Source organism: Knoellia sp. LjRoot47, from assembly GCF_964253435.1.
GTDB lineage: Bacteria > Actinomycetota > Actinomycetes > Actinomycetales > Dermatophilaceae > Knoellia.
Genome location: NZ_CAXUQS020000001.1, coordinates 730,047 through 744,277, shown reverse-complemented (window position 1 = coordinate 744,277; position 14,231 = coordinate 730,047). Strand labels below are relative to the sequence as shown.

The window sequence follows — 14,231 nt, the reverse complement described above, 5'->3', positions numbered from 1 at the left end:
CCGCCACATCCGCAGACGCAAGCGAGCGACGAGAGGTATGCCGGGGAGCCTGCTTCCCGGCATACCTCTCGTCGTTCTCGGGGTGCGTGAACATCTGGCGACGCGACCTTGGTTGGCAGGCACACGCGAGGGGTTTGCTGGTAAGTTCGTGACCGGTTGCACAACGCAGTTCCTCGCAGGTCGCAGTACGCGCCCGTCTCGCTTCCACAGAAGGCGGGCGTTGATGTGTCTGAGCCGGTCCGTCCGGTCTCATGGGGTGTGGTTGCGTGCAGCCGCTGGGCGCCGCGATTCTGCTGCGTCCGAGTGCTACACACAGGAAAGAGTTACCCCACATGGCACAGGGCACCGTGAAGTGGTTCAACGCTGAGAAGGGCTTTGGTTTCATCGCCCAGGACGGCGGCGGACCGGATGTCTTCGTTCACTACTCCGCCATCGACACCCAGGGCTACCGCAGCCTCGACGAGAACCAGCAGGTCGAGTTCGAGGTCACCCAGGGTCCCAAGGGTCCGCAGGCCGAGCAGGTCCGCCCCCTCTGATCGAGGACTCCACACAGTCTTTGAGCGAGGCCCCCTCCGCCACGGCGGAGGGGGCCTCGTCGCGTCCGCCGAGCCCCTGACCTGCGCGGTCGTGACGGGGTCACCCGGTGTCAGCGACCTCTCAGGCTGGGCCTCTACACTCGTCGGGCGCCTCGACCGTCGAGGACTCGGGCGCAGGACCCGAGGCAGCAGACGAAGAGGACGCAGTGCAGGACGACGTGCGCGACGAACGTGGTGAGCCGAACCCCGAGGACGGGGGCTCGGACACGCGTGCTGCCATGCGCGAGACCCACCGCGCCAAGAAGCAGCGCCGCCGCCGCCGGTGGCTCGCCGCCGTGGGTGTGGTCGCCGCGCTGCTCGTCGTCGGCATGGTCGCGACCTACCTCAAGCTCAACGGCAACATCGACCGTCTCGACGTCTCCAAGATGGTCGGCAAGGACCGGCCCACGCCGTCCGGCGACGTCGCCAAGGGACCGCTCAACATCCTGCTCATCGGCTCCGACGTCCGTGAGGGCGAGGGCAACGAGACCTACGGCAGTGGGGACTGGGAGCCGGGCCAGCACTCGGACACCAACATCCTCATGCACATCTCGGGTGACCGGAAGTCCGTGACGATGGTGTCGATCCCGCGCGACTCGATGGTGCCGGCGCCGGTCGACTGCAACGGTGACGCGCCCAAGGACCAGTGGCGCATCCACCAGTGGAACCAGAACTTCAACACCGGTGGCCCCGGCTGCGTCATCCGCACCCTCGAGGGCAACACCGACATCTTCGTCAACCACTTCGCCGTGGTCGACTTCAGCGGGTTCAAGGGGATGGTCGACGCGCTCGGCGGTGTCCCCGCCTGCACGCCGTTCGACATCGACGACCCCAAGGCCAAGTTCACCCTCTCCGCCGGGCGGCACGTCCTCGACGGCGAGCAGGCCCTCGGCTACGTCCGCACCCGCAAGAGCGTCGGTGACGGCTCCGACATCCAGCGCATCAAGCGCCAGCAGGCGTTCCTCGCGTCCGTCGCCCAGCAGGCCACCGACACCAAGCTCCTCCTGCGGCCCGACAAGCTGCTGCGCTTCCTCGGCGCGGCGACGAGCTCGCTCCAGATGGACCCGGAGTTCGGCCTCGGCCCGATGAAGGACATCGCCGAGAGCGTCAAGGGCATCGGCGTCGACAAGATCCAGTTCGTCACGGTCCCGACCGAGACCTACGTCCCCGACCGCAACCGCGTCCAGTGGGCCCCCGAGGCCGACGAGCTGTGGGAGTCGATCCGGTCCGACCGCGAGCTCGGAGCCCCGAAGCCCACGCCCAGCCCGACGTCGACCCAGCCGCTCACCGTCACTCCCGACCAGATCCGCGTCCAGGTCGTCAACTCCTCCGGTGTCGTCGGGCTGGCCAAGCAGGCCGTCGGTGCGCTGCGCGTCCAGGGCTTCGGCGAGGTGACCTCGAGCAACGGCGACGGCGTCGTCAAGGGCGCCACCGTCGAGTACTCCGGTGACCGCGCCGAGGCCGCTCGCACGGTCGCGGCGGCCTTCCCCGGCGCCACGGTGAAGGAGTCCGAGCGCGACCTCGGCCGCGAGATCCGGGTGACGCTCGGTACCGGTTCGCCCGACGTCGTCGAGGTCCCCAACCGCCTCGGCACCGAGCCGCTGCCCACGCCGACCCTCAAGTCCACGCCGTCGTCGTCCGCCTCGATCCAGGCCCGCAAGGCCAGCGACGACATCTGCTCCTGACCCGCGCTCCGGGAGCCGGACGACGGCAGGAGTGAATGGGCACGCGGACGGCGTGGCAGGGGCTGTGGTGGCCCGGTCAGAAGAGACGGGACTCGGCGACCTCGGGTGGCTCCTCGATCTCGAGGAGCCGGGCCTTGCGGTCGAGCCCGCCGGCGTAGCCCGTCAGCGAGCCGTCGGCACCCACGACCCGGTGGCACGGGATGAGCACGCTCACCGGATTGCGGCCGACGGCCTGCCCGACGCGCTGGGCCAGGCCGACGTTGCCCAGCTCGCGCGCGATCGCGCCGTAGGTCGTCGTCTCACCGTAGGGGATCGTCACGAGCAGGTCCCACACGCGTTCGCTGAAGGCGTCACCGTGCGTGACGGTGGGGACGGTGAAGGTCGTGCGTTCGCGACGGACGTACTCGCCGAGCTCGCGCCGGGTCGCCTCGAAGACCGGGTCATCGGCCGAGGGCACCTCGGCGCCGATGTCCTCGACCTTGGGCGGGTGCCAGTGATGAGGGAAGTAGAGGCCGGCCAGGGCGTCGCCCTCGGCCACGGCGAGCAGGTCGCCGAGGTCGGTGGTGACGGTGGCGTGGCGGCGGTCGGTCGTCATGCCCGTTGAACGGCTGCGCGGCGCGGCGTGTGAGTCCATCGTCAGCGCCGGAACGACTGGACGAGGAAGAGCAGGAGGCAGGCGGCCGAGACGGCCAGCCCGACGATCATGACGAGGGCCATCGGGATGCGCAGCCACGAGTCGGGTGCGGAGTCCCCGGCCTGCATGGTGCCCACCGTGACGATCCAGGCGAGGACCATGATCCCGAGCAGCGCGCGGGGCGACCGGCGCCGGGTCAGGAGCTCACGCATGGCGTCAGTGTGCCTGATCGCACCGACAGCAGGCTGACGTGAGGACCGGCAGCAGGCGGTGGGCGGAGGCCGAACAGCCGCCGCCGAGGAGGCATGAAAAAGCCCCGGGCCGCACGCGACCCGGGGCAGTTCCAGTGTGCGGAGGCGGAGGGATTTGAACCCTCGATGGGCGGTTAGCCCAAACCGCATTAGCAGTGCGGCGCCATAGACCGGACTAGGCGACGCCTCCTCAGCCGGATCAGGGTAACCGTCCGGCCACGCCGACAGCAAAGCGGCTCCCCGGATCGGGGTCGCCGCCGCGGCCGCCACACCGTGGCGGCTGTGCCACGCGCTGCGGTCGAGGTCCTAGCTGCCGGCCGCGCCGGCTCCCGCCGTCGACGCCACGACGGCCGCGATGACCGCGGCGTTGACGGCGGCGTTGACGTCCGAGATGGCCTTGCTCACGGCCTCACCGGCCCAGCCGCCCTCGGACACGACCTTGGCCCGCCGCTTGAGCTCGCGGCCGGGGAGGCCGCCGAGCCCCTTGAAGAGCGTCGGCACGGCGCCCACGGCGAGCAGCAGCGACAGGAGGGAGGCGGTCCGCGCGTCGGGCGTCCTCGAGCCCAGGAGGACCTCGCCGAGCGCGCGCCGCGTGGCGTCCCGGGTGCCACCGGCCCGCGGCAGCCACTGCGTCTGGGGGATGACACCGAGCAGTCTCGAGCGGCGCTGCTCGACGTGCCCCGTGGCGGCGAGGCCGGCATACAGCCTGTCCTTGAGTCCCTTGGCGACCTTGCCGAGGACGTTCTTGGGCTTCTTGCCCTCATGGCTGGCGAACGCCGCCAGCGCCCCGTCGAGCGCCGGGTCCCCGAACGGCGTGCGGTCGAGCACCGTGAGCCGGCCCCGCGTATCGATCCCCATCCGGCCCGCCAGCGCCAGCTCGCTGAGCAGGGCGCCGGCGAGGCCGAGGCCGATCGTGCCGGAGGAGGCGCCCATGACGCGGCCGTCCGGGAGGGTCACCTGGAGGAGGAGCTCGTCGGCGAGCAGCATCGTCCGCATGCAGTGACCGTATGCCGTCCGCCCGCCTCGCGCCTCCACCTCGAGGACTAGCGCGGGGCGGTGACGAACGTGGTCGCCGCCTGCCCGGGCGAGGTCGCAGCCGACTGGTGCGGGGTGAAGATCCACGTCCGCATGAGCACGAACTTCACCACCGTCGACACGGCCGCCATGACCCCGACCGCGGCCGTCTCGACCCACGTCGGCGCCGACGTCGTCACGGCGTGGAGCAGCCCGAGCCCGGCCGTGGTGAGAGCGAGCGTCGTCGCGAACACCACGAGGGCCTGCAGCTGCTGGCGCGCGGCGCCCACGCGCCCCCGCACGCCGAACGTCCAGCGCCGGTTCCACGCAGTGTTGGCGACGGTGGCGAGCAGCAGGGCGAGGGCGTTGGCGAGCGCCGCCGAGGCCATGCCCTGGCGCAGCAGCGCGAACATCCCCAGGTGGAGCACCGTCGACACCACGCCGACCACGGCGAAGACCGTCGCCTGGCGCGCGAGGTGGGGACCCGGCATACGCCGTCCGAAACGGTCGGCCACCGCCACGACTGGGGCGGACGAGGCACCCATGGTGCGTCGCATCCGCCACACGCCGTGCAGGTCGTCGCGCGCCGTGCTCGCGATGTCGACGCGGCTGTCGAGGTCGTCGCACCAGTCGACCGGGACCTCGTGGATCCGCAGCCCGGCGCGCTGCGCGAGGACGAGCAACTCGGTGTCGAAGAACCACGTGGTGTCCTCGACGAGCGGCAGCAGCTCGCGGGCGACGTCGGCCCGGATCGCCTTGAACCCGCACTGCGCGTCGGTGAAGCGGGCGCCGAGGGAGCCGCGCAGGATGAGGTTGTAGGCCCGCGAGATCACCTCGCGCTTGGGGCCACGCACCACCCTCGCGCCACGGGCGAGCCGGGACCCGATGGCGAGGTCGGAGTGGCTCGACAGCAGCGGCGCGACGAGCGGGCCGAGGGCTGCGAGGTCGGTCGAGAGGTCGACGTCCATGTAGGCGAGGACGTCGGCGTCGGATGCCAGCCACACGTGCTTGAGGGCGCGGCCGCGACCCTTCTCGGTGAGATGCACGGCGGTGACCTCGTCGAGCTCGGCGGTGAGCTCCTGTGCCACGAGCCACGTCGAGTCGGTGCTCGCGTTGTCGGCGACGGTGACCCGGAACGGGTGGGGGAAGGTCGCCGAAAGGTGGGCGTGGAGCCGCCGCACACTCGCCGCCAGCACCCGCTCCTCGTTGTGGACCGGGACGACGACCTCGAGCACGGCGCTCACACCGTCTCCACGGTCGTGCTCGACGTGGTCGTCGTCGAGGTGGCGGTGCCGGCGAGGGAAGTGAGGTCGTAGAACGTCGACCCGTCAATCGTCACGGCGGTGAAGTTCGCCTGGACCCACGACGAGATCTCCGACGCGGTGCCGTTGCCGCCCATGCCGCCACCGCGGCCGCCCATCCCGCCACCGCTCGCGGCGAACCAGTGGATCTGCCCCTGCTCGACGTACTCCTGGAACTGGGCCAGGGTCGGGCTGGGGTCCGACCCGTTGAACCCACCGATCGCCATGACCGGGAGCTCGGTGCCGAGCTGGAGGCCTGCTGCGTTCTGCGAGCCGACCGCCGCCGCGACCCAGCGATAGCTGCTCGCGTTCTCCGACAGGGCTGCGACGACCTCGGTGCTCGGGGTGCTCGCGTCGAGCAGGCCGCCCATGCCACCGCCCGTCCCTCCGGGGGTGCCGCCGGTCGTGCCGCCAGGGGTGGTGCCCCGCGTCGTGCCCGGTGCCCCCGGCATGCCCCCGCCCGGGAAGCCTCCCTGCGCTCCACCAGGGAACCCGCCCTGCGCACCACCGGGGAAGCCGCCTTGGGGAGGCGTGCCGCCCGGCATACCGCCACCACCCGGCATACCGCGTCCTCCGGGACCGCCCGTGCCCGCGGTGCTGGGACCGGCGGTGACGATCGAGCCGGTGTGGCTCGTGCCCACCGTCGTGAGGCTGTATGCCGTGGGGCCGGCGAGCGCCGCGACGAGGGCTCCCGCGATGACGGCCGGGACGGCGCGCCGCGGCAGGCGGGTCACGAGGAGCAGGCCGACGGCGGCCGCGAGCCCGACGAGGAGCACGAGGACGCGGAGCCAGTCCCCGTATGCCGTGGTGCGGCCCAGCAGGATGAAGCCCCAACCGGCCGCTGCCCCGGTCGCCAGTGCGAGGGCGCCCGCCCCGACGAGCGAGTCCCGGCGCTGCCACGCCTCCGCGGACCCCATGCCCACGAGGGCGGCGACGGCGGGGGCGAGGGCGACCGTGTAGTACTCGTGGAAGATCCCGGCCATGAGCGAGAAGGTCAGCATCGTCACGACGAGCCAGCCGCCCCACACGATGTAGCCCGCGCGTCGCAGGTCGGTGCGGGGGGCGCGACCCCGCAGCCACAGGCCGACGGCCAGCAGGATGAACGCGCTCGGGATGAGCCACGAGATCTGGCCACCGATGCCGCTGCTGAACATTCGGCCGAGCCCGGTCGTGCCCCAGCCGTTGCCGCCGCCGACCGAGCCGGTCTCGTCGCCGCTGAGACGGCCGAGGCCGTTGTAGCCGAAGGTGAGCTCGAGGAACGAGTTGGTCTGGCTGCCGCCGATGTAGGGGCGCATGCTCGCGGGGACGAGCTCGACGACGGCCACCCACCAGCCGGCCGAGAGGACCATTGCGGCGACACCGGTCGCGGCGCCGATGACCCGGCGGCGCAGGGTGGTGTCGGCGGCGACGAGGTAGGCGATGCCGAAGAAGGGCACGACGAGCAGGACCTGGAGGGTCTTGGTGAGGAACCCGAGACCGATGAAGACGCCGACGAGGGCCATCCACCGGGCCGACCCCTGCTCGATCGAGCGCATCGTCGCCCAGGCGCCGAGCGCCATGAGGAGGACGAGCAGCGCGTCGGTGTTGTTGAACCGGAACATGAGGACCGCGACCGGGGTGAGCGCCATGACCGCGCCGGCGACGAGCCCGGCGGCGTGACCCCAGTGGCGGCGCACCGTCGCGTGGACGACCGCGACCGTCCCGACCCCCATGAGGACCTCGGGCAGGAGGATCGAGAACGAGCTCAGCCCGAGCAGGCGCACGCTCAGCGCCATGACCCACAGGGCCGCCGGCGGCTTGTCCACCGTGATCGAGTTCCCCGCGTCGGAGGACCCGTAGAAGAACGCCTTCCATGAGTCGCTGCCGGCTTGGACGGCCGCGGAGTAGAAGCTGTTGGCCCAGCCGTTGCTCGTGAGGTTCCACGTGTAGAGCACCGCGGTGAGGACGAGGAGTCCGAGGAGTGCCGGGCGGGCCCAGGAGGGGTCCTCGGGTGCGCCGCGGAGCAGGCGACGGCCACGCGCCGTGAGGTCACCGCTCCGGTCGGGGGACAGGGCCACGGGGCGTGACGCGTCGGCGTCGGCAGGGCCGGGGGAGAAGGTCATCGCGTTCATGCCGACAACGGTCGAGCCGGTGGCTGTGGGCCTGCTGTGGTGCCCCTGTCGTGCTGGCGTGAGTGCGCGACGACCTAGGTGCCGGGTGCAGCTGGGCTCGCTCCGGCACGGGTCGAGGGACGGCTCAGACGGTGGCCGGGAGCAACACGGAGAAGCGCGTGTGCCCGGGGCGGCTGTCCATGCTCACCTGGCCGCCGTGCGACTTGGCGACGGCGTCGACGATCGACAGCCCGAGCCCGGTGGAGCCGCCCGCCCGGGTGCGCGCCTCGTCACCTCGGGAGAAGCGCTCGAACACGGTGTCCTGCAGCGCTACCGGGACACCCGGCCCGTCGTCGAGCACGGAGAGGCGGACCCAGTCGTCCTCGCGGCGCAGCGACGTGACGACCCGGGTCCCCGGCGGCGTGTGCGTCCGGGCGTTGGCGAGCAGGTTGGCCAGCACCTGGTGCAGTCGCGCCTGGTCGCCGGCCACCTCGACCGGCTCGTCGGGCAGATCGAGCTCCCAGACGTGGGTGGGTGCGGCCGCGTGGGCGTCGGAGACGGCGTCCATGGCGAGCAGCGACAGGTCGACGCTCCCGCTCTCGAGGGGGCGCCCGGCGTCGAGCCGGGCCAGCAGCAGCAGGTCCTCGACGAGCCCCTGCATCCGCAGCGACTCCGACTCGACCCGAGCCAGGGCATGGGTGACCGACGCGGGGACGGGTTCGCGCTCGCGACGGGACAGCTCGGCATACCCGCGAATGGAGGCCAACGGGGTCCGCAGCTCGTGCGAGGCGTCCGCGACGAACTGGCGGACGCGGGTCTCGGACTCGTGCCGGGCCATGAGGGCGCCCTCGACGTTGTCGAGCATGCTGTTGAGAGCCTGGCCGACCTGCCCGACCTCCGTGCGGGGGTCGGTGTCGGCGGCGGGGACGCGCTCGGCGAGTGCGACCGCGCCCGAGTCCAGCTCGAGCCGGCTCACCTGGGTGGCCGTGTGGGCGACGCGCTGGAGGGGAGCGAGGTTGCGCCGGACGATCCACTGGCCGCCGATCGCGACGAGGGCCAGACCCGTGATGGTCGTGCCGACGACGAGCCCGAGGACGGCGTCGACGATCTTGTCGATGCCGCTCATCGGCAGCCCCGAGACCACGGTGTCGCCGTCGGGCTGCCGCGCCGCCACGACGCGGTAGTCGCCGAGGCCCTCGACCTCGACGGTGCGGGGGACCGGCCCGAGCCCGGCCCGGTCGAGCGCGGCGAGCTGCTCGGTGGACAGCTCGCCCACGGTTCGGCCGCTCTCGACCCGGTTGACCGCCACCACCCCGTCGCGCTGGACGACGAGCAGCGACTCGCCACCGCCGCCGGGGATCGGGCCGCCACCACCGCCTCCCCCACCGCGGGGTCCGCCAGCGCGCACGAGGCTCGACGTGACGTCCTGGTCGATCTGGTTGAGGAGGTGGTTGCGCAGCGCGATGACAGTGAACGCGGACGTGGCCACGGTGATGACGAGGAAGAGCCCGACGACCGCGGCGACGAGCTTCGTCGTCAGTGACCACCCGGTCGGGTCGAACCACGAACGGGCGCCGGGCGCCGTCGTGGTGGTGCTCACGGGGCCGGCTTGAGGACGTAGCCGACGCCGCGCATCGTGTGGATCATCGGCTCGCGGCCGGCGTCGATCTTCTTGCGGAGGTAGGAGATGTAGAGCTCGACGACGTTGGCCTGGCCGCCGAAGTCGTAGTTCCACACCCGGTCGAGGATCTGCGCCTTGGACAGCACGCGCTTGGGGTTGCGCATGAGGTAGCGCAGCAGCTCGAACTCCGTTGCGGTGAGCGCGATCTCGACACCGCCGCGGGTCACCTCGTGGCTGTCCTCGTCCATCGTGAGGTCGCCGACGACGAGCAGCGACGAGGAATCCTCGGCGACCACGGTCGTGCGGCGCATGAGGGCGCGGAGCCGGGCCACGACCTCCTCGAGGCTGAACGGCTTGGTGACGTAGTCGTCGCCACCGGCGGTGAGCCCGGCGACCCGGTCCTCCACCGCGTCCTTGGCGGTGAGGAAGAGGACCGGCACGGCGTCGTTGTCGGCGCGCATCCGGCGCAGCACCTCGAGGCCGTCGAAGTCGGGCAGCATCATGTCGAGCACGACGGCGTCGGGCTGGAACTCACGGGCAGCCTTGACCGCCTTGATCCCCGTGCCCGCGGCCCGGACCTCCCAGCCCTCGTAGCGCAGCGCCATCGACAGCAGCTCGGTGAGGTTGGACTCGTCGTCGACGACGAGGACCCGGACGGGGCTGCCGTCGGGCCGCTGGAGCTTGGCGGACGAGGTCGGAGTCGTGCTCATGGAACCCAGTGAAGCGTCACCGGATCGGTCCAGTCCATGAGTTCGCTGTGTGCTTCCTGTGAACGCGGCCGGTCCCGCGCTCACAGGCTGCGGGAGATGAGCTCCTTCATGATCTCGTTGGTCCCGCCGTGGATCTTCTGCACGCGCGCGCCGGCATAGAGCCGCGCGATGGGGTACTCGAGCATGTAGCCGTAGCCGCCGAAGACCTGGAGGCACCGGTCGACGACGTCGCACTGGACGTCGGTGGTCCAGTACTTCGCACGCGACGCCGTGGCCGCGTCGAGCCGGCCCTCGACGTGCAGCCCGACGCACCAGTCGAGGAAGGTGCGTGCCGCGAGCACGTCGGTGCTCACCTCGGCGAGGGTGAACCGGGTGTTCTGGAAGCTCGCGATCGGGGCGCCGAACGCCTCGCGCTCCTTGGAGTACGCCACCGCCAGCTCGACGGCGAGGTCGGCAGCGCCCACGGCGCCGACGGCGATGGCGAGCCGCTCCTGCGGCAGCTGGTGCATGAGCTGGTAGAAGCCCTGCCCCTCCTCCTCGCCGAGAAGGTTCGCGACGGGGACGCGCATGTCGGTGAACGACAGCTCGCGGGTGTCCTGCCCGTGCTGGCCGACCTTCTGCAGCACCCGGCCCCGCTCGAAGCCCTCGAGGCCGTCGACCTCGGCCACGAGGAGCGAGATGCCCTTCGAGCCCTCGCCGCCGGTGCGGGCGACGACGATGACGAGCCCAGCGTGGGTGGAGTTGGTGATGAACGTCTTGCTGCCGTTGACGACGTAGTGGTCGCCCTCGCGCTTCGCCGTCGTCCGGATGCGCTGCAGGTCGGACCCGGTCGAGGGTTCGGTCATCGCGATGGCGCCGACGAGCTCGCCGGAGGCCATCCGCGGCAGCCACCGCTGCTTCTGCTCCTCGGTCCCGTAGGTCAGGAGGTAGTGGGCGACGATCGTCGAGTGCACGGAGTAGCCGAGTGCGTCGTCACCGGCCCGCCCCTGCTCCCACAGCACCGCGGCCTCGTGCGCGAACGTGCCACCGCCACCGCCGTACTCCTCGGGCACCGAGATGCAGAGCAGTCCCGCGGCACCCGCCGCGAGCCATGTGTCCCTGTCGACCTGGTGCTGCTCGGCGAAGCGCGCGAGGTGCGGCGTGACCTCGCGTTCGAAGAAGGTGCGCGCGAGCGTCGCGACGTCCGCGACCTCGTCCGCCATCCACGGTGAGACGTAGGTCGGCGGCTGGAGGATGTCGGCCACGGCGGGCTCCTTCGGGTCGGGCGAGGCGGGTCGGACGGCCAGACGGGGCGGACGGTCAGACGGGTGGGGCCAGCGCCGCGAGCGGGATGTCGTGCTCGTCGGCCCACTGCTGCCACTCCTGCGCGGTGCGTCCGGCGAAGACCTCGCCGAGCCGGTCCCCGGTGAGGTCCTCGGGTGCCAGCTCGAGGACGGCGCACAGCCGAGCCACGAACTGCGGCTCGAGCGCGGCGAGGGCGACGTGCCCCACGGAAGCGGCGTAGACGGCATACACGGGAAGTCCTCCGCCGAGCGGGCCGCCGGGTGCGCTCAGCCCGTGGGTGAAGGGTGCCGCGATCGACACCCCGACCTCCGACAGGGCCACCTCGCGCCGCGACCCGACTCCCGTGCGGGCGCGCTCGACGAGGGCTGCGCACGCCTCGGCGGCAGCGCGTTCGGCCCCGGTGAGGTCCACGGCTGTCGTCGACGGCAGCCGCCCGTCGTGGAGCAGGCCGGCGCCCGCCTGGTAGGTGAGGTCGTGCCCCGCGACCTCGCCCTCGGCTCCGGGATGGCCGACGATGTCGACCTGGCAGACGCGCGTATGCCGTCCGCCCACCGATTCGTGGTCGAGACCGAGGCGCGCGAGGGCCGAGGGGCGCGAGCTCGTCACGAGGACGTCGGCCCCGGCGAGCAGGACGTCGAGCCGGGCCCGGCCCTCCTCGCTCTTGAGGTCGAGGCGTTCGATCTCCTGTCCGGCGTGCAGCTCGTCGAAGTACGCCTTGGCGTAGTGCTCGAGCGGGTCACCGCTCGGCGGGAGCACCGTCGTCGCGCTCGCCCCCATCGAGACCAGCCGCGCGACGGCGGCCGGCCCCGGCAGGTTGATGGCGACCGAGACCACGTGCACACCCTCGAGCGGTCCGGGCACGTCAGGCCCCGGCGTCCACGAGCGTCCCGGCGCGAGCGCGACCCCTGAGCCAACCCGACGGACGGAACCGCTCGCCGTAGGTGTCGGCCAGCTCGTCGGCGCGGGCCACGAAGCCGGCGAGGCCGCCCTCGTGGTTGGTCATGAACGTCGCCGGGCCACCGGTGTGCGGCGGGAAGCCGATGCCGAAGATGCCACCGATGTTGGCCGACTCGGTGTCGCGCAGCACGCCCTCCTCGAAGCACGCGGCGGTCTCGAGCGCCATCGCGAAGAGGTAGCGGTCCTGCAGGTCGCGCAGCGGGACACGGGTGTCCCGGGTCCAGCGCTCGCGCAGCCCGGGCCAGAGCACCTTGGGCCCATCGGCGGGGTAGTCGTACATCCCGGCCCCCGACGCGCGGCCCCTGCGCCCGAGCTCGACCATGGTGTCGATGAGCTCCTCGCCGGCCGACTTCTCGATGGTGCGACCCTCGGCCGTGGCGGCCTTCTCGGCCTCGGCGCGGATGTGCTGGGTCAGGGTGAGCGAGACCTCGTCGAGCATCGCCAGCGGCGGCGCGGGGAAGCCGGCCGACGTCGCGGCCCGCTCGACGGTCATCGGGTCGATGCCCTCGGCGACGGCCACGGCGCCCTCGAGGATGAGCGTGCCGAAGACGCGGCTGGTGTAGAAGCCGCGACCGTCGCCGACGACGACGGGGATCTTGCGGATCTGCTGGACGAGGTCGACGGCGCGGGCGGTCGCCTCGTCGGAGGTCTGCTCGCCACGGATGATCTCGACGAGCTTCATCTTGTCGACGGGCGAGAAGAAGTGCAGCCCGATGAAGTCCTTCGGGCGGCTGCTGAAACCCTGGAGCCCGGTGATCGGCAGGGTCGAGGTGTTGGAGCAGAGCAGGGTGTCGGGCCCGACGACGGCCTCCACCTCGGCGAACACCTTCTCCTTGAGGTCGTGGTCCTCGAAGACCGCCTCGATGACGACGTCGACGTCCGCGAGGTGGGAGGCGTCGGCGGTCGGCGTGATCCGGGAGAGGGCGGCGTCGCGCCCGGCGGCGTCGAGGCGGCCCTTGTCGACCTTGGCGTCGAGCAGCCGGGCGGTGTAGGACTTGCCCTTCTCGGCGCCCTCGAGGCTCACGTCCTTGAGGACGACCTCGATGCCCGAGGTGGCACAGGCGTGGGCGATGCCGGCGCCCATCATCCCGGCGCCGAGGATGCCGACCTTGCGGACCAGGCGCTTGTCGACACCTGCGGGTCGCAGGGCACCGCTGTTGATGGCCTGGAGGTCGAAGAAGAACGCCTGGATCATCGCTGTCGACTCCCGCCCGGCGGCCAGCCCGGCGAAGTAGCGGGACTCGATCCGGCTCGCGGTGTCGAAGTCGACCTGTGCGCCCTCGACCGCCGCCGACATGATGGCGCGCGGGGACTTCACCGGGCTGCCCTTGAGCTGCTTGCGCAGGTTGGCGGGGAAGGCCGGGAGGTTCGCGGCGAAGGCCGGCGTCGTCGGGGTCCCACCGGGGAGCTTGAATCCCTTGACGTCCCACGGCTTCGTCGCCGCGGTCTCGTCGCCGGCGTGCGCGCGGATCCACGCTTTGGCGGCCGGCACGAGCTCCTCGCGGGTGGCGACCAGCTCGTCGACGACGCCCTTGGCGTGGGCGTCGGCCGGGGTGCGCTGCTGACCCTGGAGCAGCCAGCCCATGAGGGCCTCGGTGATGCCGAGCATCCGGACGAGGCGGGTCACGCCGCCACCGCCGGGCAGCAGGCCGAGGGTGACCTCGGGCAGGCCGAGCTTGACCTTGTCGTCGTCGACGGCGATCCGGTGGTGGCAGGCGAGGGCGATCTCGAGCCCACCACCCAGGGCGGCGCCGTTGATGGCAGCGATGACCGGACGGCCGAGCTGCTCGAGCCGGCGCAGCTGCGCCTTGAGGCCCTCGACCTCGGCGAACGTCTCGCCGACGGTGTCGGACGTGACCTTCTGGAGGTCGGTGAGGTTGCCGCCCGCGAAGAAGGTCTTCTTGCCGGAGGTGAGGACGACGCCGGTGATCTCGTCGCGCTCGGCCTCGAGCCGGTCGATCGTCTCGCCCATCGCGCTCTTGTATGCCGCGTTCATCGTGTTCGCGCCCGCGGCGGGGTCGTCCATCGTCAGGGTGACGATGCCCTCGTCGTCGCGGTCGTAACGGATCATGTTCTCGCTCATGGTGTCTGGGGTTCCTGTCCGGAGTT

At 71.8% G+C, this 14,231-nt stretch carries 12 protein-coding genes and 1 tRNA gene; 2 read left to right on the top strand and 11 right to left on the bottom strand.

The genetic code is table 11. The features are described from left to right. Positions 1-332 precede the first annotated feature (332 nt). Both ACSQ11_RS03785 and ACSQ11_RS03780 read left to right on the top strand, forming a co-directional pair. Complete coding sequence (locus ACSQ11_RS03785; protein WP_009776543.1) at positions 333-536, top strand: cold-shock protein; 204 nt, start codon at positions 333-335, stop codon at positions 534-536. 206 nt (positions 537-742) lie between these two features. Then, positions 743-2,260 (top strand): LCP family protein, encoded by a 1,518-nt coding sequence (locus ACSQ11_RS03780; RefSeq protein ID WP_436003197.1) that lies wholly within the window; start codon positions 743-745, stop codon positions 2,258-2,260. A 76-nt stretch (positions 2,261-2,336) separates the two neighbouring features. Here the strand turns inward: ACSQ11_RS03780 and ACSQ11_RS03775 are convergent, their stop codons facing one another. The 11 genes from ACSQ11_RS03775 to ACSQ11_RS03725 all read right to left on the bottom strand — a co-directional run bounded on the left by ACSQ11_RS03775 (position 2,337) and on the right by ACSQ11_RS03725 (position 14,205). Beyond that, positions 2,337-2,855 carry a methylated-DNA--[protein]-cysteine S-methyltransferase gene (locus ACSQ11_RS03775; protein ID WP_436003195.1) on the bottom strand — a complete coding sequence of 173 codons (519 nt, stop codon included), beginning with the start codon at positions 2,853-2,855 and terminating at the stop codon, positions 2,337-2,339. Between the two features lie 41 nt (positions 2,856-2,896). Then, a complete protein-coding gene (locus ACSQ11_RS03770; protein ID WP_436003193.1) occupies positions 2,897-3,106 on the bottom strand; it encodes a hypothetical protein in 210 nt (69 codons plus the stop codon). Between the two features lie 139 nt (positions 3,107-3,245). After that, positions 3,246-3,335 (bottom strand) — tRNA-Ser (locus ACSQ11_RS03765). Positions 3,336-3,451: 116 nt separating this feature from the next. Further along, the gene (locus tag ACSQ11_RS03760; protein ID WP_436003191.1) at positions 3,452-4,141 is read right to left on the bottom strand and encodes a GOLPH3/VPS74 family protein; all 690 of its coding nucleotides are present in this window, start codon (positions 4,139-4,141) and stop codon (positions 3,452-3,454) included. Positions 4,142-4,188: 47 nt separating this feature from the next. Next, positions 4,189-5,403 carry a glycosyltransferase gene (locus tag ACSQ11_RS03755; RefSeq protein WP_436003189.1) on the bottom strand — a complete coding sequence of 405 codons (1,215 nt, stop codon included), beginning with the start codon at positions 5,401-5,403 and terminating at the stop codon, positions 4,189-4,191. After that, the gene (locus tag ACSQ11_RS03750; RefSeq protein WP_436003187.1) at positions 5,400-7,571 is read right to left on the bottom strand and encodes an ArnT family glycosyltransferase; all 2,172 of its coding nucleotides are present in this window, start codon (positions 7,569-7,571) and stop codon (positions 5,400-5,402) included. The genes ACSQ11_RS03755 and ACSQ11_RS03750 overlap by 4 nt, the downstream gene beginning before the upstream one ends. 124 nt (positions 7,572-7,695) lie before the next feature. Further along, positions 7,696-9,150: a HAMP domain-containing sensor histidine kinase gene (locus ACSQ11_RS03745; RefSeq protein ID WP_436003184.1), complete on the bottom strand. Its 1,455-nt coding sequence runs from the start codon at positions 9,148-9,150 to the stop codon at positions 7,696-7,698. Beyond that, positions 9,147-9,881, bottom strand: a complete 735-nt coding sequence (locus tag ACSQ11_RS03740; RefSeq protein ID WP_436003182.1) for a response regulator transcription factor — start codon at positions 9,879-9,881, stop codon at positions 9,147-9,149. The genes ACSQ11_RS03745 and ACSQ11_RS03740 overlap by 4 nt, the downstream gene beginning before the upstream one ends. An 80-nt stretch (positions 9,882-9,961) precedes the next feature. Beyond that, a complete protein-coding gene (locus tag ACSQ11_RS03735; protein WP_436006688.1) occupies positions 9,962-11,083 on the bottom strand; it encodes an acyl-CoA dehydrogenase family protein in 1,122 nt (373 codons plus the stop codon). A gap of 97 nt (positions 11,084-11,180) precedes the next feature. Next, entirely contained in the window at positions 11,181-12,026 is an 846-nt protein-coding gene (locus ACSQ11_RS03730) for a CoA transferase (protein ID WP_436003180.1), read from the bottom strand. A gap of 1 nt (position 12,027) precedes the next feature. After that, entirely contained in the window at positions 12,028-14,205 is a 2,178-nt protein-coding gene (locus tag ACSQ11_RS03725) for a 3-hydroxyacyl-CoA dehydrogenase NAD-binding domain-containing protein (protein WP_436003178.1), read from the bottom strand. Positions 14,206-14,231: the final 26 nt, after the last annotated feature.

What these genes read in the sequence shown, in the direction of transcription:
- ACSQ11_RS03785 (WP_009776543.1), top strand. Translation starts at nt 333, where the DNA reads ATGGCACAGGGCACCGTGAAGTGGTTCAACGCTGAGAAGGGCTTTGGT.
- ACSQ11_RS03775 (WP_436003195.1), bottom strand. Translation starts at nt 2,855, where the DNA reads ATGACGACCGACCGCCGCCACGCCACCGTCACCACCGACCTCGGCGAC.
- ACSQ11_RS03770 (WP_436003193.1), bottom strand. Translation starts at nt 3,106, where the DNA reads ATGCGTGAGCTCCTGACCCGGCGCCGGTCGCCCCGCGCGCTGCTCGGG.
- ACSQ11_RS03760 (WP_436003191.1), bottom strand. Translation starts at nt 4,141, where the DNA reads ATGCGGACGATGCTGCTCGCCGACGAGCTCCTCCTCCAGGTGACCCTC.
- ACSQ11_RS03750 (WP_436003187.1), bottom strand. Translation starts at nt 7,571, where the DNA reads ATGAACGCGATGACCTTCTCCCCCGGCCCTGCCGACGCCGACGCGTCA.
- ACSQ11_RS03740 (WP_436003182.1), bottom strand. Translation starts at nt 9,881, where the DNA reads ATGAGCACGACTCCGACCTCGTCCGCCAAGCTCCAGCGGCCCGACGGC.
- ACSQ11_RS03735 (WP_436006688.1), bottom strand. Translation starts at nt 11,083, where the DNA reads ATGGCGGACGAGGTCGCGGACGTCGCGACGCTCGCGCGCACCTTCTTC.
- ACSQ11_RS03725 (WP_436003178.1), bottom strand. Translation starts at nt 14,205, where the DNA reads ATGAGCGAGAACATGATCCGTTACGACCGCGACGACGAGGGCATCGTC.